The sequence below is a fragment of the Mucilaginibacter rigui genome (assembly GCF_014773275.1).
In the GTDB taxonomy this organism is placed as follows: domain Bacteria; phylum Bacteroidota; class Bacteroidia; order Sphingobacteriales; family Sphingobacteriaceae; genus Mucilaginibacter; species Mucilaginibacter rigui_A.
In genome coordinates this window covers 1299463-1323619 of record NZ_JACWMW010000001.1, presented here as the reverse complement: position 1 = coordinate 1323619, position 24157 = coordinate 1299463, and the positions used below count along the sequence as shown (strand labels likewise).

At 43.4% G+C, this 24157-nt stretch carries 23 protein-coding genes; 10 read left to right on the top strand and 13 right to left on the bottom strand.

From position 1 onward, the window contains the following. Nucleotides 1-311 precede the first annotated feature (311 nt). Entirely contained in the window at nt 312-437 is a 126-nt protein-coding gene (locus IDJ75_RS21310) for a hypothetical protein (RefSeq protein WP_262892093.1), read from the top strand. 7 nt (nt 438-444) lie between these two features. Then, entirely contained in the window at nt 445-768 is a 324-nt protein-coding gene (locus IDJ75_RS05855; RefSeq protein ID WP_191174646.1) for a hypothetical protein, read from the top strand. Nucleotides 769-853: 85 nt separating this feature from the next. Here IDJ75_RS05855 and IDJ75_RS05850 read toward each other — a convergent pair whose 3' ends face one another. Then, a complete protein-coding gene (locus tag IDJ75_RS05850; RefSeq protein WP_191174645.1) occupies nt 854-2203 on the bottom strand; it encodes a PhoH family protein in 1350 nt (449 codons plus the stop codon). A 94-nt stretch (nt 2204-2297) separates the two neighbouring features. Here IDJ75_RS05850 and IDJ75_RS05845 point away from each other — a divergent pair, with 94 nt between their 5' ends. Both IDJ75_RS05845 and IDJ75_RS05840 read left to right on the top strand, forming a co-directional pair. Next, nucleotides 2298-3185 carry an AraC family transcriptional regulator gene (locus IDJ75_RS05845; RefSeq protein ID WP_224746496.1) on the top strand — a complete coding sequence of 296 codons (888 nt, stop codon included), beginning with the start codon at nt 2298-2300 and terminating at the stop codon, nt 3183-3185. Nucleotides 3186-3260: 75 nt separating this feature from the next. Further along, nucleotides 3261-4379 (top strand): FAD-dependent monooxygenase, encoded by a 1119-nt coding sequence (locus IDJ75_RS05840; protein WP_191174644.1) that lies wholly within the window; start codon nt 3261-3263, stop codon nt 4377-4379. A gap of 45 nt (nt 4380-4424) precedes the next feature. Here the strand turns inward: IDJ75_RS05840 and IDJ75_RS05835 are convergent, their stop codons facing one another. The 3 genes from IDJ75_RS05835 to IDJ75_RS05825 form a co-directional block, all read right to left on the bottom strand. Next, nucleotides 4425-6062: an ABC-F family ATP-binding cassette domain-containing protein gene (locus IDJ75_RS05835; RefSeq protein ID WP_191174643.1), complete on the bottom strand. Its 1638-nt coding sequence runs from the start codon at nt 6060-6062 to the stop codon at nt 4425-4427. 883 nt (nt 6063-6945) lie between these two features. Further along, nucleotides 6946-7707 carry a TIGR03915 family putative DNA repair protein gene (locus IDJ75_RS05830; RefSeq protein ID WP_224746495.1) on the bottom strand — a complete coding sequence of 254 codons (762 nt, stop codon included), beginning with the start codon at nt 7705-7707 and terminating at the stop codon, nt 6946-6948. Beyond that, complete coding sequence (locus IDJ75_RS05825; protein ID WP_191174642.1) at nt 7707-8963, bottom strand: putative DNA modification/repair radical SAM protein; 1257 nt, start codon at nt 8961-8963, stop codon at nt 7707-7709. The genes IDJ75_RS05830 and IDJ75_RS05825 overlap by 1 nt, the downstream gene beginning before the upstream one ends. Nucleotides 8964-9046: 83 nt before the next feature. On the opposite strand from IDJ75_RS05825, the gene IDJ75_RS05820 reads away from it, so the two are divergent. Then, nucleotides 9047-9277, top strand: a complete 231-nt coding sequence (locus IDJ75_RS05820; RefSeq protein ID WP_191174641.1) for a hypothetical protein — start codon at nt 9047-9049, stop codon at nt 9275-9277. Between the two features lie 39 nt (nt 9278-9316). After that, complete coding sequence (locus IDJ75_RS05815) at nt 9317-9595, top strand: UBP-type zinc finger domain-containing protein (protein ID WP_191174640.1); 279 nt, start codon at nt 9317-9319, stop codon at nt 9593-9595. Here IDJ75_RS05815 and IDJ75_RS05810 read toward each other — a convergent pair whose 3' ends face one another. The 7 genes from IDJ75_RS05810 to ribD all read right to left on the bottom strand — a co-directional run bounded on the left by IDJ75_RS05810 (nt 9596) and on the right by ribD (nt 16222). Continuing rightward, nucleotides 9596-10498, bottom strand: a complete 903-nt coding sequence (locus tag IDJ75_RS05810; RefSeq protein ID WP_191174639.1) for an SAM hydrolase/SAM-dependent halogenase family protein — start codon at nt 10496-10498, stop codon at nt 9596-9598. A 52-nt stretch (nt 10499-10550) separates the two neighbouring features. Then, the gene (locus IDJ75_RS05805) at nt 10551-10865 is read right to left on the bottom strand and encodes a ferritin family protein (RefSeq protein WP_191174638.1); all 315 of its coding nucleotides are present in this window, start codon (nt 10863-10865) and stop codon (nt 10551-10553) included. Between the two features lie 57 nt (nt 10866-10922). Next, a complete protein-coding gene (gene bioB / locus IDJ75_RS05800) occupies nt 10923-11939 on the bottom strand; it encodes a biotin synthase BioB (RefSeq protein WP_191174637.1) in 1017 nt (338 codons plus the stop codon). A 27-nt stretch (nt 11940-11966) separates the two neighbouring features. After that, nucleotides 11967-13316, bottom strand: coding sequence for a magnesium transporter (mgtE, locus tag IDJ75_RS05795; protein WP_191174636.1), 1350 nt, complete (start codon nt 13314-13316; stop codon nt 11967-11969). Between the two features lie 354 nt (nt 13317-13670). Beyond that, a complete protein-coding gene (locus IDJ75_RS05790) occupies nt 13671-14285 on the bottom strand; it encodes an IMPACT family protein (RefSeq protein WP_191174635.1) in 615 nt (204 codons plus the stop codon). A 3-nt stretch (nt 14286-14288) separates the two neighbouring features. Beyond that, nucleotides 14289-15158 carry an EamA family transporter gene (locus IDJ75_RS05785; protein ID WP_191174634.1) on the bottom strand — a complete coding sequence of 290 codons (870 nt, stop codon included), beginning with the start codon at nt 15156-15158 and terminating at the stop codon, nt 14289-14291. Nucleotides 15159-15169: 11 nt separating this feature from the next. Further along, nucleotides 15170-16222, bottom strand: coding sequence for a bifunctional diaminohydroxyphosphoribosylaminopyrimidine deaminase/5-amino-6-(5-phosphoribosylamino)uracil reductase RibD (gene ribD, locus IDJ75_RS05780; RefSeq protein WP_191174633.1), 1053 nt, complete (start codon nt 16220-16222; stop codon nt 15170-15172). 33 nt (nt 16223-16255) lie between these two features. On the opposite strand from ribD, the gene prmC reads away from it, so the two are divergent. From prmC to IDJ75_RS05760, 4 genes are all read left to right on the top strand, one after another. Then, on the top strand, nt 16256-17125 hold the full coding sequence (gene prmC / locus IDJ75_RS05775; RefSeq protein ID WP_191174632.1) for a peptide chain release factor N(5)-glutamine methyltransferase: 870 nt from the start codon (nt 16256-16258) through the stop codon (nt 17123-17125). A 146-nt stretch (nt 17126-17271) separates the two neighbouring features. After that, complete coding sequence (gene htpG / locus IDJ75_RS05770; RefSeq protein WP_191174631.1) at nt 17272-19155, top strand: molecular chaperone HtpG; 1884 nt, start codon at nt 17272-17274, stop codon at nt 19153-19155. 559 nt (nt 19156-19714) lie between these two features. Next, the gene (locus IDJ75_RS05765) at nt 19715-20230 is read left to right on the top strand and encodes a DUF4251 domain-containing protein (RefSeq protein WP_191174630.1); all 516 of its coding nucleotides are present in this window, start codon (nt 19715-19717) and stop codon (nt 20228-20230) included. A 30-nt stretch (nt 20231-20260) separates the two neighbouring features. After that, a complete protein-coding gene (locus tag IDJ75_RS05760) occupies nt 20261-20527 on the top strand; it encodes a hypothetical protein (RefSeq protein ID WP_191174629.1) in 267 nt (88 codons plus the stop codon). A 21-nt stretch (nt 20528-20548) separates the two neighbouring features. Here the strand turns inward: IDJ75_RS05760 and IDJ75_RS05755 are convergent, their stop codons facing one another. Both IDJ75_RS05755 and IDJ75_RS05750 read right to left on the bottom strand, forming a co-directional pair. Next, a complete protein-coding gene (locus IDJ75_RS05755) occupies nt 20549-21472 on the bottom strand; it encodes a sugar phosphate isomerase/epimerase family protein (RefSeq protein WP_191174628.1) in 924 nt (307 codons plus the stop codon). Nucleotides 21473-21558: 86 nt separating this feature from the next. Then, nucleotides 21559-24156, bottom strand: coding sequence for an MGH1-like glycoside hydrolase domain-containing protein (locus IDJ75_RS05750; protein ID WP_191174627.1), 2598 nt, complete (start codon nt 24154-24156; stop codon nt 21559-21561). Nucleotide 24157 lies beyond the last annotated feature (1 nt).

The following is a 24157-nucleotide window of genomic DNA, read 5'->3' as shown; positions in this document are numbered from 1 at the left end:
TTACGGGCAGATGCTCAGTATCCTCACAATATAATCAATTTAAACCACTTTCCTTTCAAATAAAATCTTTTAAGTGTTGTTTAAACAGATAGGTGGCTGTATATCAGCTATTAATATTTTAACTGAATTGGTATTAATAGCGGCAATTTATTTATAATTCAAAACCTGCTGATTTTCAATAAATAAAGGTTAAATTTAAGAAATCCTTTCTAGCAAAATCAAGTATCAAAAAAGGCATTGCCAATATTTTCGCTGCATTGGCTGGGCTTACAGCAATATATCAATAGTATTAACAATTAAATAATTATACAATGAGTAAAGACAGAAAAACTGTTAAGGAAAAAAAGAAAGAACCTGCTGTAAACGTAAACAAAAAGCAATCGGCATATCAATCAGGTAAAGGTTCGGCTTCCTCAGATTTATCAAGTAAGAAATAAACAACACATGAGCGAACAAATAATAGAAGCACAAACCAAGATGTACCTGTATGATCTGACCAACCTTGCCAAAGAGCATGGTTTTAAGGCAGATGATAACTGGGAATTCAGCATGGCAAGCAATGCCGACAGGATAAAGATCCAAAGGAACTACTTCCCTACCAATGCTACCAAAATGGGGCCTGAGATATTATTGCAGGTTTTAAACTCGGTTAAAGCCGGGCTTAAACAATCTTACACACCCGATGACAGCCAGATTGACAAACGTACCATCATAGCTGATGAACTGGATTACCTTGTTGCGTTTAACCCTAAAAGGCCAAGAACGTAACCAACAATTGTCATGGTGAGCCGGTCGAACTATTAGTGAATATACAAGTCTTCGACTAGCTCAGACTGACATTTATCATTAAACTCTATAACAACTCCGTGGCTAAATTAGCCAGCTCGCTCCTTTCACCCTTTTGCAGGGTGATATGGGCGTAAAGCGGATGCCCTTTGGCTTTATCTATTAAATAGGACAAGCCGTTACTCTCGGCATCAAGGTATGGGGTATCTATCTGGTATATATCGCCGGTAAAAACAAATTTGCTGTTTTCGCCCGCGCGCGATATGATGGTTTTCACCTCATGCGGAGTAAGGTTCTGAGCCTCATCTACAATAAAGAAGATCTTGCTCAGCGTACGCCCACGGATGAACGCCAGCGGCGTGATAGAAATTTTATCGTTAGCCACCAACTCGTCCAGTTTGGCCTGCATCTTTTCGTCCTCGGCAAATTGGTCTTTTATAAATTTCAGGTTATCCCATATCGGTGCCATATAGGGGTCTATCTTTGATTTGACATCGCCTGGTAAAAAGCCAATATCCTTATTGCTTAAAGGCACAATTGGGCGGGTCACAAAAATCTGTCGGTAATATTTGCGTTGCTCCAATGCGCTGGCAAGTGCCAGCAGGGTTTTACCTGTACCGGCGTTACCTTGTATCGTTACCAATTTAATATCGGGGTGCAGCAGCGCATGTATAGCAAAGGCCTGCTCTATATTACGGGGATAAATATTCAATACGGGCTGCTCGGTCACTTTTTCCAATTGCCCGCTTTGCGAATTATAAAAACCCGATGCCGAACCGTTCTTACTGTTTAAGATATAAAACTGGTTGCCTGCCTCTACCGGGATATCTAAATCATCCACCGGCAGGCTATCGTTCTTATTGAGCTTGCCCAGCAGTTTCTCGGTTATTTTATTCAGGGTTGATTTGCCGCTGTACAGTTCTTCCAGGTTTTTTACTTTGCCGGTTTCGTAATCTTCGGCAAACAGGCTTAACGATTTTGCCTTTAAACGCAGGCAGATGTCCTTTGACACCAGTATAACTTTCCTATCTGGATGCTCAAACTGCACGCCGAGGGCTGCGTTGAGGATACGATGGTCTATTTTATCAGATCCAAACACTACCTCGGCATCGGCGCTGGTGTTCTTGGCATCCATGATCACCTTAAAGCAACCTTTGCTTTTGCCGTTTAGCGGCACCCAATGGTTAATGAGCCTGCTTTTAGACATTTCGTCCATCAGCCTGATAAAGCTGCGGGCCTCAAAGTTGCGGGTATCGTTACCGCTTTTCATGTTATCCAGCTCTTCCAGTACCTGTATGGGTATGGCTACATCGTGCTCCTGGAAGTTCTCAAAGGCGTTGTGGTCATAAAGTATGACCGAGGTATCCAGCACAAATATCTTCTTTTTTCCGTCTGTTTTTCCTGTAGGTTCCTTCATCAATGCAAAATAGGCATTTTGATTGGTGACTTACAGCAGATGTTGAAAATGTTGTAATTGTTGGGAAAGGTATTCAAAATTTATCTTTGCTTTGTTGTCTGATAAAGAAATGCCCCGTAAAAAGCGATCTATACCGGTAAACGCCATGGCGACTGAGTTCGGCACAGGCATCGTTATCGAAAAATTTTCGATGAGCGACATTGAGGCATTTGGCGAAGGCACTTTAGATAATGCGACTTCGGTACACCGCCACGATTCGCATTCATTCTTCCTGCTAAAGAGCGGTACGGTAAATATTACTATTGATTTTGAACAATACGTCATAAAGCCCCGGTCAATAATTTACATACATCCCGACCAAGTGCACCATGCTGTGGCATCTGAAAAGATGGTTGTGAGCAGTTGGGCAATCACCAATGAAAACTTGAACCCCGAATACCTAAAGTTGCTGGAAAGCATAACACCCGCAATGCCTTTGACACTAACAGCAGAAACCTTTAATATGATAGATGAAGCTGCTGACATTTTTATTAAACTTACCGGGCACAAAAGCGACAGGTTACATCACTGGTTGTTAAAAGATTGTTGCAACGCGTTGGTGGCCTTAGTTATTTCGCAATATTTAAAGGCAGCCAAACCCGCTGATAAGCTTACGCGGTTTGATGTGATCACTAAATCGTTCAGGGAGTTATTGGAACGGAAATACACTAACCTTAAACGCCCGGCGGAGTATGCTGAGATATTAAATATATCTGTACCCTACCTTAACGAATGTGTTAAAAACACTACCGGATATTCCGTATCATATCACATTCAGCAACGTGTTATTTTAGAGGCGAAGCGTTTACTTTACTTCTCTAACAGCTCCGTTAAAGAAATTGCCGCGGCGTTAGGTTATGATGATTATCCCTATTTTTCGCGCCTGTTCACTAAAGTTACAGGAATGTCTGCCCTTACTTTCCGAAACAAAAACCTTGGTTAGTCCAATACTTACCCCTTATTGCCATTCTTTACTACCCTTACCTGGCCTTCCTTTGCAGTATAAAAAAATACGAAGATGGAAGCAATTAAGAACAAAACGGCACTTATTTCCGGCGCCAGCATAGCAGGGTTTTCGGCAGCCTGGTGGATGAACAATATAGGCTACAAAGTAACCGTTGTTGAACTTGCCAACGAACCACGCGTTGCAGGCGGGGCTGTTAATATAGAAGGCCCCGCATTAGATGCCGCCAAGCGTATGGGCATTTTTGAGCAGTTAAAAGCTGAACGGTTAAACGTAGAATTGATTGAATTTAAGGATGCCAATGATGTTACAGAGGGTTCAATGTCAATGCCAACCGACGTAACACAACTATCCGATGATGAAATAGAGGTTGAGCGGGATAGATTTATTTATATAGTACATGAGAAGCTAAAAGATGATGTTGAATTTATTTTTAACGACTGCGTAACCGCGTTAAGTGAAACCCAAGATGGGATAAATGCCACATTTAAAAACCTCTCCGAAAGATCGTTTGACCTGGTATTGGGATGCGATGGTTCACATTCCGGCATACGGAAACTTTGGTTTGGGCCCGAGAAAAATTATGAATATTTTTTGCAGGCATACTTTTCCATCACAATAGTTAACAAATTACTGGTTAAACAAAAAACGATGCAAATGTATAATGTGCCCGATAAGGCAGTTATGCTTAATGCCTACAAAAATAAAACGGATATTATTTTTTGCCTTTACGCAGATGAACAGATACCCTATGATTACCGTAACATAGCGCAGCAACGAAAAATAATTACAGACCATTTTACAGGGCAAAGGTGGCGGGCGGCCGAATTATTGGAAGAAGTAAAAAACTCACCTGATTTTTATTTTGATAAGTTTTGCCAGATAAAAATGCCCACATGGACAAAAGGCAGGGTGGTGCTGGTAGGCGACTCTGGCTATTGTGCTTCGCCTGCTGCAGGTAAGGGTGCATCTTTGTCTGTAGCAGGCGCAGCATCGCTGGCAGATGCTTTACTAAAGCATAACGGCGATCTGGAACCTGCCTTTGCAGATTATAATAAAGAGTTGCGACCGTTTGTAGAAGAAGTGCAGGCTATAGCTGAATTAAATGTAAAAGAGAATTTCCTCCCCAGAACAGAAGAAGCTATCCACAAGAGGAATAAACAGGGTTTTTAGCTATTTATTATTTAATTAATGTTTTATTCAAAAGATCGGACAGAATCAATTACTCTGTTCGATCTCTTTTAAGCTATCCATCTTTTTATAGGCCAGGAATCCTTTGATATCCTCAAAATGCTCCCTAACACGCTTGTTGCCAAACTCAAATACTTTTTTTACTAAGCCATCCAAAAAGTCGCGGTCGTGAGATACCAGGATCAAAGTTCCATCAAAATCCCGGAGCGCATCTTTGATAATATCTTTGGTCTTCATATCCAAATGGTTGGTTGGCTCATCCAGTATTAACACATTCACAGGCTCCAGCAGCAATTTGATCATGGCTAAACGGGTTTTCTCACCTCCTGAAAGCACTTTAACCTTTTTGGTGGTATCGTCACCGCTAAACATAAAGGCACCTAAAAGGTCTTTTATCTTTAGCGTTCCATCGCTCAACGGGATTTGGTCAATGGTTTCAAATACGGTTAAACGCTCGTCCAATAATGACGCCTGGTTTTGAGCAAAATAGCCAATCTTAGCATTATGGCCAACTTTTAAGCTTCCTTCAAAATCAATCTCGCCCATAATAGCTTTGATCATGGTGGACTTTCCCTCGCCATTCTTACCTACAAAAGCTACCTTTTCTCCCCGCTCAATAACCATAGAAGCGTTTTTGAACACCACATGATCGCCGTAGGTTTTGGTCAGCTCTTCTACCATTACCGGGTATTGACCCGAACGTGGCGACGGAGGAAACTTAAGGCGTAACGCCGAAGTATCTACTTCATCTATCTCTATCACTTCGAGTTTTTCGAGCATTTTTACCCGCGACTGCACTTGCAATGTTTTTGAATAAGTACCTCTAAAGCGATCAATAAATTCCTGGTTATCGGCAATAAAGCGTTGTTGTTCTTCGTAGGCTTTTAGCTGGTGCACACGCCTGTCGGCACGTAACTGCAGATAATGGCTGTATTTGGCTTTATAATCGTATATGCGGCCCATGGTAACTTCAATTGTACGATTAGTGATATTATCTACAAAAGCACGGTCGTGCGAGATGACCATAACCGCTTTTGCAGAATTGATCAAAAAGTCTTCCAGCCATTGAATACTCTCAATATCCATGTGGTTAGTAGGCTCATCCAGCAAGATCAGGTCGGGCTTCTTTAATAAGATTTTGGCCAGCTCTATCCGCATACGCCACCCGCCTGAGAATTCTGAAGTTTGGCGGTCAAAGTCCTTACGCTCAAACCCAAGGCCTTTGAGCACCTTTTCTACTTCCGCATCATAATTGATCTCTTCTACCGTATAAACTTTCTCGCTTAGTTCCGATACCCTTTCAATCAATTTCATGTACTCATCACTTTCGTAATCTGTACGAATGTTAAGTTGCTCGTTTACCTCATCCAGCTCCTTTTGCATTTGGTTGGCCTCTGCAAAAGCTTTCATGGTTTCTTCAAAAACGGTCACCTTATCCTGGGTAAGCAAATGCTGTGGCAGATAAGCGATTACCGCGTCTTTAGGGCCGGTTACGTTGCCGGTAGTAGGCTTGGCTTCGCCTGCAATAATTTTTAAAATGGTAGACTTTCCTGCACCATTTTTACCCATCAGGGCTATTTTGTCGTTCTCGTTGATGGAAAAGGTTACATCACTAAATAGGACGGTTCCTCCAAATGAAACGGAGATATTATTTACATTAATCACAAAACGAGGGTGTTAAATTGAGCGGCAAAGATAGTGGAATTTGGCGTAAAATAGGAAAACGGAAGCCTCTTCTTTCGAAATGACTCCCGTTTTTCCTGCCCTCATGAATGCCGTAGCCGTCATGAAGCACCAAGTTTTGTGTAAAATTAACCGACCTGATCTCCTCTTTGTTATGATGCGAACGCTGATGTCTCTTTATTCTGTGCGAATGCCGATGTTTCAATTGTTTAACACTGATGCTGATCTTGTCTGTCTCCTTGCGGATGGCAACTCCTTCAAATCCGTTCCGTATGTGTCCTTCTTTCCTCTTGCGAGTGCTGACGGGTCATCTCGTCTGCGAATGTTGATCTTGTCACTTCTCCCTCGGGGAAGTCGACTCCTTCGTTATCCGTGTAACGCTGATACTTCTTTATTCGTTTGAACGCTGATGTCTCTTTGTTACGCTAACGCCGATTGCTTCAAGGTCATTATTTTGTTTGCTGCTTCCCGTAGGCTCTCGCAAAACCCATAATACCTCGTTAATCATTTCCGGGGTAAATTACTTTCGTATTTTATTCCCTTTATATGATTCAGGCACTTCCCTTATCTTTAGTTCGCCCTGAGGTTCACCCGATTAAGTTGCTGTATTCCTGTAAGGCTGTCAAAGTACGTCGTTCTTGATGATTACAATATAGGAAGATAAAGTGCCTTTTGTCAAGCACTTTTTTACTTTTCTTTTTAACATGTTATTAACAATAATGTGATGTTTATCCACATACATTTAATGATGTATAATAGTATTTTATGCTGCATATAGCGTGGTTATGAACATCGCCCTTTATCCACAAACAGTACCAAAACAGATGTTACGGGCAAATTAAAAAAGGCGTAAAATCGTAAAAAATCAAATTTTTTCGGTTAAATGCTTCCAATATCTTTTAGGGATGTGGCGTACATGCAGCTTCGTATTTTTACGTGATGGGATATTTACACTGGTAAAATAGTTCTTCCAAAGGTGCTGGTAGATCCCTTCATCCTCGGTAAAGGCGGCAATTACGTCAGCAGGTTTGGCTACGTTTGCAAAATCAAGAGAGATGTACTGTGTATGGTGCAGATCATAATAAAGGCCATATTTGCGACGCAGATCATAAATGATCCATTTCTGATCGGCATATCGGCTTTTAAAATGGCGGATAAGCAAGGGCAGTACATTAAAGTCGGGCTCGATACCGGCATAAAAGGTATCATCCTTCAGTTTCTGAAAACGCACAAAAGCCTCCATCCTATGCTTCTCGCGCCTAACCATCCGCACCATTTCTGATACGCGCATTACAAACCTGTTACCATAATCCTCTTCAATATTCACAGCCGAATCAAACGCATATCTGATGTAGCCAAGCAAACTATTGGCATCGCTATCCATTTCGGCCAGGTGCGCGGCATACAAACGCTGTACCCCCATCGATGAGATCTTTTGTTTTAGGCCTTTCAGCACACGGTTGGCCCGGGCCTCGTCGGTAATTACCTGCATCTTATCTTCAAACAGGGCATTAGCTCCCAAATCAGATTTTTGCAGGTTCACCCTACCCAGCCTGCGGTCGTAAACTTCAAATACTGCGGTAAGCAGGCCTTCGAAAGTGCCGTCGTAAATTAATGTGGTCATCATTAAAAGAGGTTTAATTGTACCTGCGTGTTCTTTAAGTATTTGCTTTGCGATGTAGCCAAGATGAATTGTTTAATGTTGCTGCCGGTAAGATCTCGCCGCTCAAACTCATTGCTTTTGCAAGTGATGAAATATTTGGCGCGGTTAAGGGCCACTCCTATTTTTTTGAGCTGATCCCAGTTCAGTTTAGCAAACTTGCGTGCGCTCACAATTTTTTGTGCCGATTGCAACCCAATACCCGGCACGCGTAATATCATTTGCAGGTCGGCCTTATTGATATCAACCGGGAATGCCTGCATATTGCGAATTGCCCAGCCCAGTTTCGGGTCGATATCCAGGTCGAGGTGAGGCTGACTATCGTTCACTATTTCGTTCACCTTAAAGCCGTAAAAGCGCATCAGCCAGTCGGCCTGGTATAGGCGGTTCTCGCGCACCATAGGTACGCTGGTATTTAAAGCGGGCAGGCGGCTATCGGCCAGCACCGGCACATAGCCCGAATAGTAAACACGCTTCAGGTTAAAATTCTTATAAAAGTAATTGGCCGATTGCAGTACCTCGCTATCATTCTCGGGCGTGGCACCAATAATTACCTGTGTACTTTGACCTGCCGGGGCAAATATGGGCGCTTTTTTAAATATCTTTTTTTCTTCGGTACGCTGAATGATGGCATTTTTAAGATAGCCCATCGGTTTTATCATATCCGCCTGGTTCTTATCGGGTGCTAAAAGTTTCAGACCTGCTTCGGTGGGCATTTCCAGATTCACGCTCAGGCGGTCGGCATACAGGCCGGCCTCGTTCATTAGTTCATCACTGGCCCCTGGGATAGATTTAAGGTGAATGTATCCGTTAAAGTTATGCTCGGTACGCAATTTTTTGGCGATGCGTACCAGTCGCTCCATGGTATAATCGGCATCTTTAAATATGCCCGAACTCAGGAACAGGCCCTCGATATAATTACGGCGGTAAAAGTTGATGGTCAGATCAACCACCTCCTGCACCGTAAAAGCCGCGCGCTGTACATCGTTACTTTTACGCGATACGCAATACGCGCAGTCAAATATACAATGGTTGGTTAACAGAATTTTTAACAGCGACACGCAGCGCCCATCTTCGGTATACGAATGACAAATACCGTTACTGGCATTGCCCAAACCTTTATTCTCATTTTTACGCTTGCTGCCACTGCTTGCGCATGATACATCGTATTTAGCAGCATCTGCCAAAATATTCAACTTCTCTGTAATCCTGTCCACATTCATATTTCAAAAATACTAATATTATTAGTATTTTTATCTCTGATATTATTTTACTTTACTCCTTTTAGGGTAAATTGGATGGTTAGATGGTTTTCACAGCTATTTCAAAAAAAGCCGAAACGTATGGGAACGGTAAATTTATAAGCAAAGACCGTTACGAGGTATTTGCCGGCGTTAAAATGTTTTTTTATGATCGGCAATCGATTATTGAAGAATTTAAGAAAGTGGGATTATTTGAGGTAACAGAGATAAAAGAAACCTACCCATTCTTTTTGATCAAGTGCAAAAAAGGCGGAACTGATTACGGTTGGGAATAAATAATTGCTTTGCTATATTAGCACAAACTTTTATCTCCTATGCCAGATTTAGATCCATCATTTTGCCAGCACCTGCAAGCCATAACTAAAGTAAAACTGAGTGACGACCAGGTGTGCGAAGAATGCATAAAACAAGGTACCGAATGGTTCCATCTGCGTACCTGCCAAACCTGCGGCGTTACCCTATGCTGCGACCAAAGCGATGAGCAGCACATGACCAAACATTATCATGCACAACATCACCCGGTAATAGCATCGGCACAACCCGGCGAGCGCTGGCTTTGGTGTTACCCAGATGAGCAATTTGCGGAGTATTAATTACTTCTTAGTCACCTCTACGCTCCAATCGGCCCCGCTGCCAATTTTGTAAGCATCAGCAAAGCTGCCCATGTTTAGCGCGAAGGATAATTGCATTAGGCTGTTCAGGTATACCAGCGGTTTGCCTTCGGGGACACTGCCAAAGGTTTCGCTGTAAGGCGCATCGCTTTCATGCACCAGTTTGCCTTTGTTAAAAATCTTTAAATGCAGCAAGTCGCCGTATTTAGGGTTAAGTTGCTTTACCAATCCTTCGCTGATGTCTGTCCAGATGTTACCATATTGTACATCGTGGATATCTATAGTACCTTTTAGCTTCCCTCCTTCAAAGACAGATCTTTGATAAGGGATGCTCACCACCTGTTTAGGTAATTCGGGTCCAACCTGTTCAAAGGTAATCACCCCTGCTGCAAGGCGTGCAGCGGTATACGAATAAACATCGCGGCCATGAAAGGTATAGGATTTTCCCGAACCAGCGCGACGGTTTTTCACTTCATCTATCTGGCGGATAGCGGCTATGCCATAGGTTTGGGCAACCAGCGTTAATGTGCCATTATCAGGTGTTACAATAAACTGCCCGGTATTGGTTTTTAATACCACCGATTTACGGGCGGTGCCCACTCCGGGGTCAACTACCGAAACAAATACCGTCCCCTTTGGCCAGTAGCTAACTGTTTGAAACAGCCGGTATGATGCTTCCCAAATATTATAATTAGGGATTTCGTGCGTCAGATCGTATAGCTTCAGATCGGCCGATACACCTATGGCAACACCCTTCATTTCAGAAACAGCGCCATCTTTCAGCCCAAAATCCGATTGATAAACAATGATCTTATTTTGCGCAAAGGTTGGTCTGATACCAAATAGCATCAGTATAAGGATTAAGGTTTTCAAGGTTTTATTCATATCCGCCTTGTATTAACCTAAGTGAGACTAATACAAGGATGAATATAAAAAATTATTCCGAAGCTTCTTCGCCTTTTTCGCCCAGTGCTACAATATCACCTTCTTGAAACAGGATAGCCTTCAGGGTTTCGCGCCAAACGGGTTTCTTGCGCAGCAAAAACTCCAGATCCATGCCGAAGTGTTTAAACTCTTCATGCTGGGCATTTTGCATAATTTCTTTTGCTTGTTTGTCTTTCTCTACCGAGATACGTTGTTCGTACCAGTTGATAGCTTCGGCTTCTTCGCCCAGAGATACTATCATGCGCACGAAAGTGCGGGTTTCTTGTGATAACTCCTCAGGTGGTTCGTGGTATTGGTCAAATGCCATAGCGTTTTCTTTTTTGTATAAAAGAAGCGCTATGGCATTTTTGTTTTATGAAGTTTTTTATATTACCTCGTTAATGCTCATTTCCTTAATTTCTTTAGAAACGTTTGGCCTTCCGTTTTTAAAAGCTTTACGCGGTGTTAAGCCTAAAAGCTGAAACATGGCCATATCTTCATCAAAAGATGGGTTTGGTGTAGTGAGTAATTTTTCGCCCGCGAAGATGGAGTTAGCGCCTGCCATAAAGCACATAGCCTGTTCAACGGTACTCATTTCGGTACGGCCTGCTGATAACCTTACAACCGTTTTTGGCATAATGATTCGCGTGGTAGCTATCATCCTTACCATATCCCAAACAGAAACACGAGGCTGCTCGGCCAATGGCGTGCCTTGTACCGGTACTAAAGCATTGATTGGAACAGATTCCGGGTGCTTTGGCATATTTGATAATGTTTTCAACATTGAGATACGGTCTTGAGCGGTTTCGCCAAGGCCGATGATACCGCCGCTGCAAACAGAAATTTTTGCTTTACGCACATGGTCGAGCGTTTGTAAACGGTCGTCATACGTACGGGTAGTGATAATTCGCTTGTAGTCCTCCTCAGAGGTATCCAAATTATGGTTGTATGCATACAGGCCTGCATCGGCCAAACGTTGCGCCTGGCTTTCGGTAAGCATACCCAGTGTACAGCAAACTTCCATATCAAGTTCGTTCACGGCTTTCACCATGTCAATCACCTTATCAAAATCGCGGTTATCCCTAACCTCGCGCCATGCAGCACCCATGCAAAGCCTTGAAGCGCCACCGTTTTTTGCTTTTTGCGCTACCGCAATAACCTCTTCTTTTGGCATAATGGCATGCACATCCACACCAGTATTGTAACGCGCTGCCTGCGGGCAATAAGCGCAATCCTCGGGGCAGCCGCCAGTTTTGATGGAGATAAGCGAACTTATCTGTACCTCCGCATAGTCTTTATTTTCGCGGTGAATAGTTGCCGCCCTAAATATCAGGTCCAGCAATGGTGAATGATATATTTTGGAAATTTCTTCCTGAGTCCAGTCGTATCTTACTTCAGTCATATTCGTATTCGTTTTGATGGGTCAAAATTATAATAAAAGCTTGCTTGCCAACCATAGTGGCAGAAAAAATCCAATACAATCTGTAAATGTGGTAATGATAATGGATGATGCCACAGCCGGATCAATCCCTACCCTTTTCAAAATCAACGGGATAGAAGCTCCAGTAATACCAGCAATAACCAGGTTACCCGTCATAGCCAGGAACAGCACCAGTCCCAGCATGGGGTTGGCATCGTAAAAATAAGCCACTGCAAAAACGATAACCCCGTTTGCTGCGCCATTTATTAACCCTACTAAAAACTCTTTTATAACCGTATTATAAGCCTGCCTGTCGCTCAGATCGCTCAGCGAGATACGCCTAACAGTTACTGCCAAAGCCTGTGTAGCAGTGTTACCGCCCATACCAGCAATAATGGTCATGTAGGCCGAAATGATAGCCAGATTTTTAACCGTCGAATCAAAATTACGGATGATGGAGGCCGCTAAAAATGCCGTGCCCAGGTTAATAACCAACCATGGCAAACGGCTCTTTACCGCGTCCTGCCAGTTACCACTCAATTCCTCATCTTCGGACACACCGGAGATCTTCAATATATCTTCGGTGTTCTCGGCTTCCATTACATCGATGATATCATCAACCGTAATGCGCCCCAACAATTTCATATGGTCATCAACCACAGGTATGGTGGTGAGGTTGTACTGTGAGATCAGTTTGGCTACCTCTTCCTGGTCAAGTTCGGCCTTTACGTACACAAAATCGGGTTGTACCAGGTCGCGCACTTTAGCTTCGCCGCGGGCTTTTATAATGTCTTTAATGGATACAATGCCTTGCAGGGTCTTATGGTCGTCTACCACATAAATGGTATAAAACTCTTCCATTTCTTCCGATTGGCGAATGATCTCATCCAGTGCAGCCTTTTTATCCAGGTTGATGTTTACACATATCACCTGCGAGTTCATCAACCCTCCGGCGGTATCTTCATCGTAATTTAATAGCGCACGGATGCTGGTAGCATCTTCCTGGTCAATATCCTGTAATATCTCGTGCTGGTCTTGCTCATCCAACTGCGAAATAATATCCGTAGCCACGTCATAATCCATCTCCTCCACAATGTCCGAGCGTTTCTCGGGATGAAGGCTGATCAGCAGGTCTTCGGGGTGCGATTCCTCGGTCATTTCGGAGATAACTTCAGAAGCTATCTCGGTCGACAGGGTATTGATGATACGCTCTTTGGCCTCCTGCGGAAGTTTTTCAAACAGTATGGCAATCTCCGAAGCGTGATAATCCTTCAGAACGTCCTGTAATTCAGCATCATCACCTTCAAGAGCGGTTTTAATGCGGAGCAGGTCGGTTTTATCGATTTCAAAAGATTGCATATGCAGGCAAAATAAGCAATTTTAGTGAGAAGCTGAACCGGCATGAGGCGGATTTTTACGATTGACAGGGGTTTTTCTTTGCAGAAACCAAAGCTGAGTTCACAGGGCAAAAGATTTCGCGTACTTTTTTGCTTTATTTTCCGGCCCCGGAATGCATGCTTTAAAACGTCCTTAAACGACCTAAAATGACTCAAAAACGCACCACATACCCTCAAAGTGTTCACGTTCACTGCCGTGAACACACATGAACACCTGCATTTGCCTTATAATCAGGCATTTCGTAGTTTTCTGTTAGTTATACCAAGGTAAGTATCAATCAGTCAATATGTTATACATTTACTAACGGTTTGGGCGTTATCCGCTGTAATTATAAACAACTTTTACCCCGCTTACTTTATTCAGCTTATACATCACTGCCTCTACCTGTGTTTTACGGACAGAAAACTTGATCGTACAGTTTAGTTCTGATACCTGCTCTAACACCTGCAATTGCTCATCCTTTATAATGCGCATTACATCGTTCATCTGCGGGTATTCAAAGGTGATGGTATAAATATCGTTTACGGTTTTTTCTATCACCTGCACGGCATCCAGTGCCATTTCGGTAGCGGTTTTGTAAGCATTGATCAGGCCGGGGACCCCTAATAAGGTACCACCGAAGTAGCGCACCACTACAACCAGTACATTGGTAATATTACGGGATAATAAAGTATTCAGGATAGGCCGGCCCGCCGTGCCCGATGGTTCGCCGTCATCATTCACCCTAAAAACAGACCGGTCAATCCCCAGGCGGATAGCCCAGCAAGCATGGTTGGCTTTTGGGTGTTCGGCCTTCAGGCTGGCAACAATTGCTTTTATATCATTATCAGATGTAACCGGGTATGCATAACCCAGAAACTTGCTCCCCCTGTCGCGGAAGATGCTCTCTGAGGGTTGGGCAATGGTTTTGTAGGTATCGTCGAACAGCACGCTTTAGTGATTTGAAATGGTAATAATTACGATGGCAACAACCGCCAGTGCCACACCAATTTTGTTAAGTATGCTAAGCCGCTCGTTAAACAGCACAAGGCCCACCAGGGTGCCCAGGGCTATCACACCGATATTCATCCCGGTAAATACGGTAGATGGGCTGTTGGACAGTGCCGTATGTGCTTTAAGGTAAAAAAATATGTTGCCAAAATTGGCTATCCCCAATATCCAGCCGAATATTACATGCGTAAAAGTTATTTTAGATAACTTATTTATCCTTCTAATTATCAGGATTATAAGCGATACTATAAATGCAATTATAAAGGCTAAGAACTGTAGGGTTGTAAAAGGCATCTGTTTAAAAGCTGCCACCTGTTTAAATAAAATATCAATAACACCAAAGCCCAGGAAAACCAGCACAAGGTATATCCAGGCATTACTGAGCACCTTACGGTTGGCTGTTTTCTTTTGCCAGGGGATGCTACATAAAATAGCTGCTATCCCCACAGCAATCCCTATAAACTTAAGCGTGTTTAAATGATCATTAAACAATAAAAATGCTGCCGTTAATGATACAAATAACGATAACCTTTGTGCAACATCAGTACGTACAATACCGGCCGCCCTTACCGAAGCTGCCAGCGCAAAAAATATAACCGGCAGCAAAACCCCTAAAGGAAGCAAGATGCTAAAGGGAGCTTGTTTTAGGGTTTCAAATTGCAGTACAGGTTTAAAAAAGAACCAGGTAAGCAATATAGCAATACTGTAATTCCAGGTGATGGCCTGGAAAACATCTATCTGGTAGCGTTTAGCCAGTTTCAGTAATATGGAAACAATAACACTGCAGCAAATACTTAAAAAAACGTACAACATTGTTCTGTTGGTTATATGGGTGGATTTGTAATGATCTGTAAACTGTCGGCCCCAACCGTGCTTTCACTGATAGTGGTGCCGGTTATAACAGGCGCCTTAATTCCACTTACCAGTGCAGATGCACCGGTAAAAATACGTGCTTCATCCCATAAACCTGCATCAATAAACGCTTTTAATGTGTAAGCGCCGCCCTCAATAATTACCGACTGGATATCCTGCAGGTACAACTGGAACAAAATATACTGCGGTACAAAGCGGTCAAAGTCCTCCAGGGCTATATATTTATTTTTGCCGTCAATATCTGTCTTTATCTCGTTAAATATCAATGTTTCAACTGTTTGGTCAAACACATTCAAAGTATCACTTAACTCCAAACGGCGGTCAATTACCACCCTTTTGGGCGATTTCCCTTCCGCATATCGTACGTTTAACTGTGGGTTATCAGCCAGGACTGTGTTTTTGCCAACCAGTATGGCGTCCTCTTCGGCGCGCCACTGGTGTACCAACTTACGGCTTTCGGTGCCGGATATCCAATACTGGCTGCCATCTGCCGGGGCAAAAAAGCCATCGGTGGTTTGCGCCCATTTTAATATAATGTATGGCCGTTGTTTTTGCACGCGGGTAAAAAAGCGGCGGTTTAGCCACCGGCATTCTTTTTCTAATACGCCCAACTTTACCTCAATGCCTGCTGCCTGTAGTTTCTCTATCCCTTTACCATCTACCTGCGCGAAGGGGTCACGGCAACCAACCACTACGTTAGGGATTTGATGTTTGATGATCAGATCGGCACAGGGCGGGGTTTTACCATAATGCGCGCAAGGCTCAAGCGAAACGTAAATAGTGCTTTTTTTCAGCAGGTCGGCATGGTTACTATACCTAGCAATCACCATATTAACAGCATTTACCTCGGCATGGGCCTGGCCGTATTTTTGGTGATAGCCCTCGCCTATTACTTTGCCATCATGAACTATAACAGCGCCAACCATCGGGTTGGGGCTAACGCTGCCGGCACCTAAAGCGGCCAGTTCAAGGCAGCGCTGCATATATATTTCATGTATTGCCATTGTGCAAAAGTAGGTTTTATGTTACTTTGTTGCATGAAAACTATTAAGGATGTATTCCTGGAATTTCAGCAAGGTTTAACCGGAGTGTATGACAGCCGTGAAACAGAGGCCATTACCCTGCTGGTGCTGGAAGAAATTACAGGTATGTCCCGCGCTAAACTTAAAGCTTTCCCCGGGAATGAGGTAGACGGAGAAGCTGTTGAAAAGATCCAGGGCATCCTCCAAGAGTTAAAAACCGGCAAACCTGTGCAGTACATTTTAGGCAGTACGGAGTTTTACGGTTTAAGTTTTTTAGTGAACCCGGCTACATTGATACCCAGGCCCGAAACGGAGGAACTGGTGGAATGGATCATTGAAAGTAAAAAATTAAAAGTTGAAAGTAAAAAGCTGGTTAGCATTCTTGATATTGGTACGGGTAGCGGCTGCATTGCCATCAGCCTTAAAAAGAACCTGCCGGATGCTAATGTAACCGCCATTGATATATCTGCCGGTGCTTTACATACCGCCAGGCAAAACGCTGTTATTAATGAAGTTAAAGTAGACTTTATGGAGAAGGATATTTTGAATAGTTCAGAGTTCAAAGTTAATAGTCAAAAGTATGATATAATCGTTTCCAATCCCCCCTATGTTACTTTAGAGGATAAACTGCAAATGCATCAAAACGTAACCGGCTTTGAACCACACTCCGCACTGTTTGTCCCCGAGAATGACCCGCTGATATTTTATAAGGCTATTGCTGATTATGCTTTGGAATATCTTTCACCGGGTGGCCTCCTGTTTTTCGAGATAAATGAAAATTTCGGCAAAGAAACAGTTGAGTTATTAACTGATAAAGGATTTATAGATATTGAGTTACGCCGGGATATGAGCGGCAGGGACAGGATGGTTAAGGCGGTTAATTGATTTGAAAATGTGCGGATTCCTATCATGAATTGATGTGCATATCTCCACATCCCCTCGCCTCTGCCAATTTGGCAAATTTTCTGCTTTGGAACGGGCATTGATTAGGTGTACCCGTAAATCATTCAAATTTCAAAAAAAGTACTACTATGCAAGAAAAAGGAACAATTTCGATACACACCGAAAACATTTTTCCCATCATTAAAAAGTTCTTATACTCTGATACCGAGATATTTCTGCGCGAACTGGTATCAAACGCTGTTGACGCTACACAAAAAATAAAACGCCTTGCTTCGTTAGGTCAATACAACGGCGACCTTGGCGACCTGCGCGTTGAAGTTGCTTTTGATGCCGACAAAAAGACCATTACCATATCTGATAACGGTTTGGGTATGACGGCCGAAGAAATAAAAAAATATATCAACCAGATCGCATTCTCGGGCGCTACCGAGTTTATGGAGAAGTTTAAAGAAGCTAAAGATGCCAATGAGATCATCGGCCGTTTTGGTTTAGGCTTCTACTCTGCATTTATGGTTGCCGATAAGGTGGAGATTGAAACCTTATCATACCAGGATGGCGCTACCCCTGCCCATTGGGTTTGCGATGGCAGCACCGAGTTTGAAATAAGCGATGGCAGCCTGGAAGAACGCGGCACCGAAATTACCCTGCATATCAATGCCGAATCTGAAGAGTTTTTAAACCAGCAACGCATCCAGGAGATATTGGATAAATATGCCAAATTCCTGCCGGTGCCTATCAAATTTGGCACAACCACACAAGAGGAAGAAGACGGCGTTGACGAAGAAGGCAAGCCAAAATACAAATCGGTTGAGGTTGATAACATCATTAATGATACCAACCCTATCTGGACAAAAGCACCAAATGAATTAAAAGACGAGGATTATCTTGCTTTTTACAAACAGCTTTATCCGTATAGTGAAGACCCGTTGTTCTGGATCCACCTGAATGTTGATTATCCTTTCAACTTAACCGGTGTGTTGTACTTCCCTAAGCTGAAGAACGACTTTGAGATAACCCGTAACAAGATCAAATTATTCTCGCGCCAGGTATTTATTACCGACGAGGTGAAAGATATTGTACCTGAGTTTTTAATGCTGCTGCATGGTGTTATCGATTCGCCGGATATCCCGCTTAACGTATCCCGTAGCTTCCTGCAAGCCGATAGCAATGTTAAAAAGATAAACAGCTACATCACCAAAAAAGTGGCCGATAAACTGGCCGACCTGTTTAAGGCCGACCGCAAAGGTTTTGAAGAAAAATGGAACGATATTGGCCTGTTTGTAAAATACGGCATGGTGAGCGAAGAGAAGTTTTACGATAAAGCAAAAGACTTTGTTTTGGTGACCAACACCGCTAAAGAGAATTTTACCCTGCCTGAATATAAAGAAAAAGTAGAAGGCACACAAACCGATAAAGACGGCCAGTTAATATACATTTATACCAATGATGCCGAAAAGCAGGATGCGTTTATCCAGTCGGCAAATAAAAAGGGTTATGATGTATTGTTGATGAACTCTCCTATCGATAACCACTTCATCAGTCAGTTAGAGCAGAAGCTTGAGAAAACATCGCTTAAACGCGTGGATGCAGATGTTGCCGATAAACTGATCAAAAAGGATGATGCGCCTGAGCATGTATTGACCGAAGAGCAATCAACCAAAATTAAAGAGATATTTGATAAGGCCATCAATAAACCGGCATACAAAGTACAGCTGGAAAGCCTTAGCCCGGATGAATTGCCGGTAACTGTAACCATGGACGAGTTTATGCGCCGTATGAAAGATATGGCTGCTATGGGTGGCGGAATGGGCTTTTACGGCAACATGCCCGATAACTATAAGGTTATTGTGAATGGTAACCACAAACTGATAAGCCGCATTTTAGATGGCGAAGATGAAGGTGTGCAGGCACAGTTGGCTAAACAAGCCTTTGACCTGGCCCTGTTATCGCAAGGCCTGCTAACCGGTGCTGAATTAACAGAGTTTGTTAACCGCAGCGTTAGCCTGATATAATACGCAGCCTCCTAACCCCCTGAAGGGGGAATAGAATTTAAAAGCCACTCGTAACTGAGTGGCTTTTTTGTGTTTATACTCCCGCCGTTTCAAGCGTCCACGCTTGAAACTAAACTATTGTTGTGAGCGTCCACGCTCACGATTAACCGGCAGCGCAGACACTGCCATAAACAATAATGTCAAGCGTTGACGCTTGACATGGCGGGTAAGAGAAATGACATAAAAGTGGCTGTCATCCTGAGCTTGTTGAAGGACGCGCGGAGAGGCCTTTGCTCCCTATGGTTCTACAGGCTCACCATGACATCCCTCGTAACATGGCATTTTGAGTTTGTGAAAGGGGTACTATATTTTTCATTTTATTTATGGAATACTTACTCCTGCTGCATCTATCATAAAAACACACATCATGAAAACAGATGCATTATATCCAATTTCAGCAAACAGTAAGTCGCCGCCGCGTGTAGTATTTTCAAACCGCTCATTATCAATAATTAATTAAACCTTTAACCCTATACAAAGTCTAACAAAAACTACGTTATATTTATTTAAGCAATTAAAAATGAAAACTTTAGTGAAAATATTATTCGCGCTGCTTATAGCAGTTGCTGTGGTTAATCCGGCTGGTGCGCAAAGCCAAAAAGCCATAAAAGAAGCAAAGAAGGCTGCCGAGATAAAAAGCCTTATCGATTCAAAAAACTATATTTTCCAGGCATCATATATGTACCCGAGTGGCGGTGGGTCCAGGTATCTTACATCGCCTTATGACCTTACGGTTAGCCCCGATACTGTTGAAGCTTATTTACCCTATTTTGGCGTAGCATATTCTGGCGCTGGTTATAACAGCAGCGACGATAACGGCATTAAATTTAAATCAACCAGGTTTGATTATGCCGCCAAAACAAAAAAGGATGGTAGTTACACCATCAATATAAAAGCTAACGATACCCGCAACGCCACACAAATGACCTTACAGGTGTACACTAATGGCAATGCCGACCTTACCGTAGTAAGTATGAACAGGCAGCAGATACGTTTTAACGGTTATATAAAAGAAAGAAGCAAACCGAAGGTGTAATTAATGGTTACCTTATAAACCATAAACATTATGCTTAAAATAGATACAGCGCAGGCAGGATTTGTAGGCAATGTGCTTCAAAACTATAACTTACCCGCCCCAACTGGTGGCTTTGACACCGAAGTAAACGGCAGTTTAATATTGCTGTTTGAAGACGAACAGGAAGCGGTAGCTTATCTTGATGTATTAGAAGATCAGGCTAATAAAGTAGCCGATAATTCGCCGGAAAAGGCTTTCCTGAATGCTTTGATTGTTGCTATTAACAATGATGAATTTGTACAGGCTTACCTACAATAAACCTGTACAAATTCATTAAACCTATACGCTTAAATTCTTATTAATATACTTTATGCTGCTGTTAATGCTTGCAAAGGCATCTTTCGGCATATCGTGTTCTACAAAAAAGCTGCGCATCCCGGCTGTTTCTGCCGCCGCAAATATGGGTTTAAAATCAATAGTGCCGCTACCTACGGGCATAATGTTTTCCCGGCTGGCATCCAGGTCTTTTAAATGCCATAGCGGGAAACGGCCAGGGTTCTGCTTAAACAGGTCAACCGGGTTTTTCCCCGCCTTAACGGCCCACGCCAGGTCAAGCTCCATTTTAAGGTGTTTAGGGTCTGTTTCTGATAGCAACAGGTCGTAAGGGATAGTTCCGTCGCTCAATATTTTAAATTCAGCATCATGGTTATGGTAAGCGAAGGTAAGGCCCGCTTTTGTAGCCGCCTCGGCAGTTTTATTTAATACTTTTATTGATGCTTTCAACTCTTCAGGAGTGCCGGTTGGGGTATTGGCACATACCAGATACTTAACGCCACCTTCGGCAGCCTCATCAACCAGTTGCTGCATATTATCCTGCAGGTTTAGCATAGGCGGTAAAACCATGGGTTTACCATCGGGCGTGGTTGGCATTTTAGCACCGGCAGGCAGTTTAAAAGGCGCGCCAAGCACATGGTGCGATTTCCATGATAAATGCAGATCATTAGCCAGGGCTTTAAACTCTTTGGGCTTCATTCCGTAATACCCGCCCTTTTTGCTGAATGCCGATTCTATTTCGCTATACCCCGCAGCAGCCACCTTGGTTAAGGTGCCCTTCACATCATTATCTATAATATTAAAAAAGGTGAATAGTTGCAAACCTACCGGATGCTTAATGATGTACGATGCCGCTTTACCTGATAAAACCGCACTGCCAAGCACCAACGTGCCCGTGCTTTGCAAAAACTTGCGCCTGTTAAAATTCATACTGATTGGTAATTTAGATTTACTTGGTAAGTAAATCTAAATCAAATAATTTAAAGCAGGAAATTTAATTGTGTCTAATTAACACATTAATGATACAGGCAATTAGCAATCAAGCCAGTCCAGCCGGTTTGGTGGGCTGCGCCTAAGCCCTCGCCGGTATCGCCGTTAAAGTATTCGTAGTACAGTATATGATCTTTAAAGTTGGGATCGGTCTGCGCTTTTTCATCGGTGCCGTTTATAGGGCGGCGGCCGTTCTCGTCAGGCATAAAAAGGTTTGAGATACGCCTGTAAATTTCGTTGGCCACCTCTTTAAGGTTCATCATATTACCAGATCCCGTTGGGCATTCTACAGTCAGCTCATCGCCGTAATACTGGTAAAAATGGTTCAGGCTTTCTATGATCAGGTAATTAATAGGCATCCATACGGGTCCGCGCCAGTTACTGTTGCCGCCAAACATATTGCTGTCGCTTTCGGCCGGAGTATAATTTATGCTGAACTGGGTGCCATTAATATTTGCGCTGAACGGGTTATTGAGGTGATATTTGGAAAGCGACCTGATACCGTACGGGCTTAAAAACTCGTTCTCATCCAGCATATATTTCAGGATGCCCTTCATGCGGTGCCCGCGTAAAAGGCTTATCAGGTGTTTGCCCGATGAACTTTTTTCGTCCCAGTGAGATACCAGCGCAACCAGGTCGGGCCGGTTGGCTTTAAACCAGTCCATCCTGTCACGAAAGATAGGGTTGCTATCGATGTCTGAATCGTCAAGCACTTCGGTGGCGAATAAGGGTATCAGGCCAACAATACTGCGTACCTTCATCTTCTCAGCCGAGCCGTCAGGCATACGCAGCTGGTCGTAAAAAAAGCCGTCGGCCTCGTCCCATAACCCACTGCTGCCCCCCTCACCCAGGCTTGACATAGCAGCCGAAATATAAATAAAGTGCTCAAAAAACTTAGAGGCGATATCGGCATAAGCCTTGTTGGTAATGGCCAGCTCCGCAGCTATACGTAGTAAATTGAGCGAATACATGGCCATCCAGCTGGTGCCATCAACCTGCTCAAGATGAGCGCCGTTGGCAAAACGGGTGTTACGGTCAAACACACCAATGTTATCCAGCCCTAAAAAGCCCCCCTCAAATATATTATTACCGGCCTCGTCCTTACGGTTAACCCACCACGTAAAGTTGAGCATCAGCTTATGGAAAATACGCTCCAGGAAAAACTCATCGCCCTCTCCGCCGTTGGCCTGTTTATCCATCTGGTAAATTTTCCAGGTGGCCATGGCCAGTACGGGCGGGTTGGCGTCGCTAAAATCCCACTCGTAAGCGGGTAATTGCCCGTTAGGGTGCATATACCAATCGCGTACCAGCAGGTTAAGCTGCCTTTTGGCAAAGCCCATATCTACAGATGCCAGCGGGATGCAATGAAAAGCAAGGTCCCATGCGGCAAACCAGGGGTACTCCCATTTATCGGGCATGGAAATGATATCCTGGCTGTTAAAATGCTGCCACTTGCTGTTACGCTGATGCTGCCTTTGGGCAGGCGGGGCAGATTCTGCCGGGTCGCCGTTTAGCCACTGGTGGATATTGTAATAATAAAACTGCTTGTTCCAAAGCATACCTGCAAATGCCTGGCGTTGGATCTGCGCTTTGGCGTCGCTTTCTTTAGCAGGGCGAAGTGCTTTATAAAATTCGCCGGCTTCCTGTTGGCGCGCTGCAAATACCCCATCGAAATCATCAAATGCATTTTCGGCCTTGTCAGATAACCTTAAACGAATAACAGTACTTTCACCTGCCGCAATGGTAACATCGCGGTTAAAGGCTGCTTTAGTACCTGTATTAGCCGGATTAACCGTTGCAGCACCGTTTACAATATAGTCGTTAATGCCATCCTTGTAAAAAGATTTGCCATCCTCAACGTTATTAAAACGTTTGGTATTGGTTTGGTTATCGCAAAACAGCATTTGGGCATCGCCCTCTGCCGCTAACCAAAGGTTGCCCAATTCTTTATGGTCAATTTTAATCTTGTTATTCTCTGCGGATAATTGCGGCTTATAATCGTCATAGCCCCACTCCCATGTGTTGCGGAACCAAACTGTTGGCAGCACATTTAAACTTGCATCGGCCTTGCCCCTGTTATGTACCGTAATTTTTATAAGGATATCATCGGTTGATTGCTTGGCGTATTCTACAAATACATCAAAATATTCATCATTGCTGAATATCCCGGTATCCATCAATTCGTATTCAGCTTGTGTGCGGTCGCGTTTTTTGCTTTCTTCAACCAAATGGTCATACGGGAATTGCTGCTGCGGATATTTGTACAGCATTTTCATGTAGGAATGCGTGGGCGTATTATCCAGATAGTAATACAGTTCTTTTACATCTTCGCCATGGTTACCCTCGGCGTTACTGAGGCCAAAGAAACGTTCTTTCAAGATGGCATCCTTCTTGTTCCATAACGCTACAGAAAAACAGAGGAGCTGTTCGTGATCGCAAATACCGGCAATGCCTTCCTCGCCCCAGCGGTAAGCTTTGCTGCGGGCAATATCATGGGTTATATAGTTCCAGGCATCGCCATCGGCACTATAATCTTCGCGTACTGTACCCCATTGGCGGTCACTTACGTAAGGACCCCATTTTTTCCAACCTGTATTCTTTAACCTTTCCTGCTCTGCACCCATG

What these genes read in the sequence shown, in the direction of transcription:
- IDJ75_RS21310 (WP_262892093.1), top strand. Translation starts at nt 312, where the DNA reads ATGAGTAAAGACAGAAAAACTGTTAAGGAAAAAAAGAAAGAACCTGCT.
- IDJ75_RS05855 (WP_191174646.1), top strand. Translation starts at nt 445, where the DNA reads ATGAGCGAACAAATAATAGAAGCACAAACCAAGATGTACCTGTATGAT.
- IDJ75_RS05850 (WP_191174645.1), bottom strand. Translation starts at nt 2,203, where the DNA reads ATGAAGGAACCTACAGGAAAAACAGACGGAAAAAAGAAGATATTTGTG.
- IDJ75_RS05840 (WP_191174644.1), top strand. Translation starts at nt 3,261, where the DNA reads ATGGAAGCAATTAAGAACAAAACGGCACTTATTTCCGGCGCCAGCATA.
- IDJ75_RS05830 (WP_224746495.1), bottom strand. Translation starts at nt 7,707, where the DNA reads ATGATGACCACATTAATTTACGACGGCACTTTCGAAGGCCTGCTTACC.
- IDJ75_RS05825 (WP_191174642.1), bottom strand. Translation starts at nt 8,963, where the DNA reads ATGAATGTGGACAGGATTACAGAGAAGTTGAATATTTTGGCAGATGCT.
- IDJ75_RS05820 (WP_191174641.1), top strand. Translation starts at nt 9,047, where the DNA reads ATGGTTTTCACAGCTATTTCAAAAAAAGCCGAAACGTATGGGAACGGT.
- IDJ75_RS05815 (WP_191174640.1), top strand. Translation starts at nt 9,317, where the DNA reads ATGCCAGATTTAGATCCATCATTTTGCCAGCACCTGCAAGCCATAACT.
- IDJ75_RS05810 (WP_191174639.1), bottom strand. Translation starts at nt 10,498, where the DNA reads ATGAATAAAACCTTGAAAACCTTAATCCTTATACTGATGCTATTTGGT.
- IDJ75_RS05805 (WP_191174638.1), bottom strand. Translation starts at nt 10,865, where the DNA reads ATGGCATTTGACCAATACCACGAACCACCTGAGGAGTTATCACAAGAA.
- bioB (WP_191174637.1), bottom strand. Translation starts at nt 11,939, where the DNA reads ATGACTGAAGTAAGATACGACTGGACTCAGGAAGAAATTTCCAAAATA.
- mgtE (WP_191174636.1), bottom strand. Translation starts at nt 13,316, where the DNA reads ATGCAATCTTTTGAAATCGATAAAACCGACCTGCTCCGCATTAAAACC.
- IDJ75_RS05785 (WP_191174634.1), bottom strand. Translation starts at nt 15,158, where the DNA reads ATGTTGTACGTTTTTTTAAGTATTTGCTGCAGTGTTATTGTTTCCATA.
- ribD (WP_191174633.1), bottom strand. Translation starts at nt 16,222, where the DNA reads ATGGCAATACATGAAATATATATGCAGCGCTGCCTTGAACTGGCCGCT.
- prmC (WP_191174632.1), top strand. Translation starts at nt 16,256, where the DNA reads ATGAAAACTATTAAGGATGTATTCCTGGAATTTCAGCAAGGTTTAACC.
- htpG (WP_191174631.1), top strand. Translation starts at nt 17,272, where the DNA reads ATGCAAGAAAAAGGAACAATTTCGATACACACCGAAAACATTTTTCCC.
- IDJ75_RS05765 (WP_191174630.1), top strand. Translation starts at nt 19,715, where the DNA reads ATGAAAACTTTAGTGAAAATATTATTCGCGCTGCTTATAGCAGTTGCT.
- IDJ75_RS05760 (WP_191174629.1), top strand. Translation starts at nt 20,261, where the DNA reads ATGCTTAAAATAGATACAGCGCAGGCAGGATTTGTAGGCAATGTGCTT.
- IDJ75_RS05755 (WP_191174628.1), bottom strand. Translation starts at nt 21,472, where the DNA reads ATGAATTTTAACAGGCGCAAGTTTTTGCAAAGCACGGGCACGTTGGTG.
- IDJ75_RS05750 (WP_191174627.1), bottom strand. Translation starts at nt 24,156, where the DNA reads ATGGGTGCAGAGCAGGAAAGGTTAAAGAATACAGGTTGGAAAAAATGG.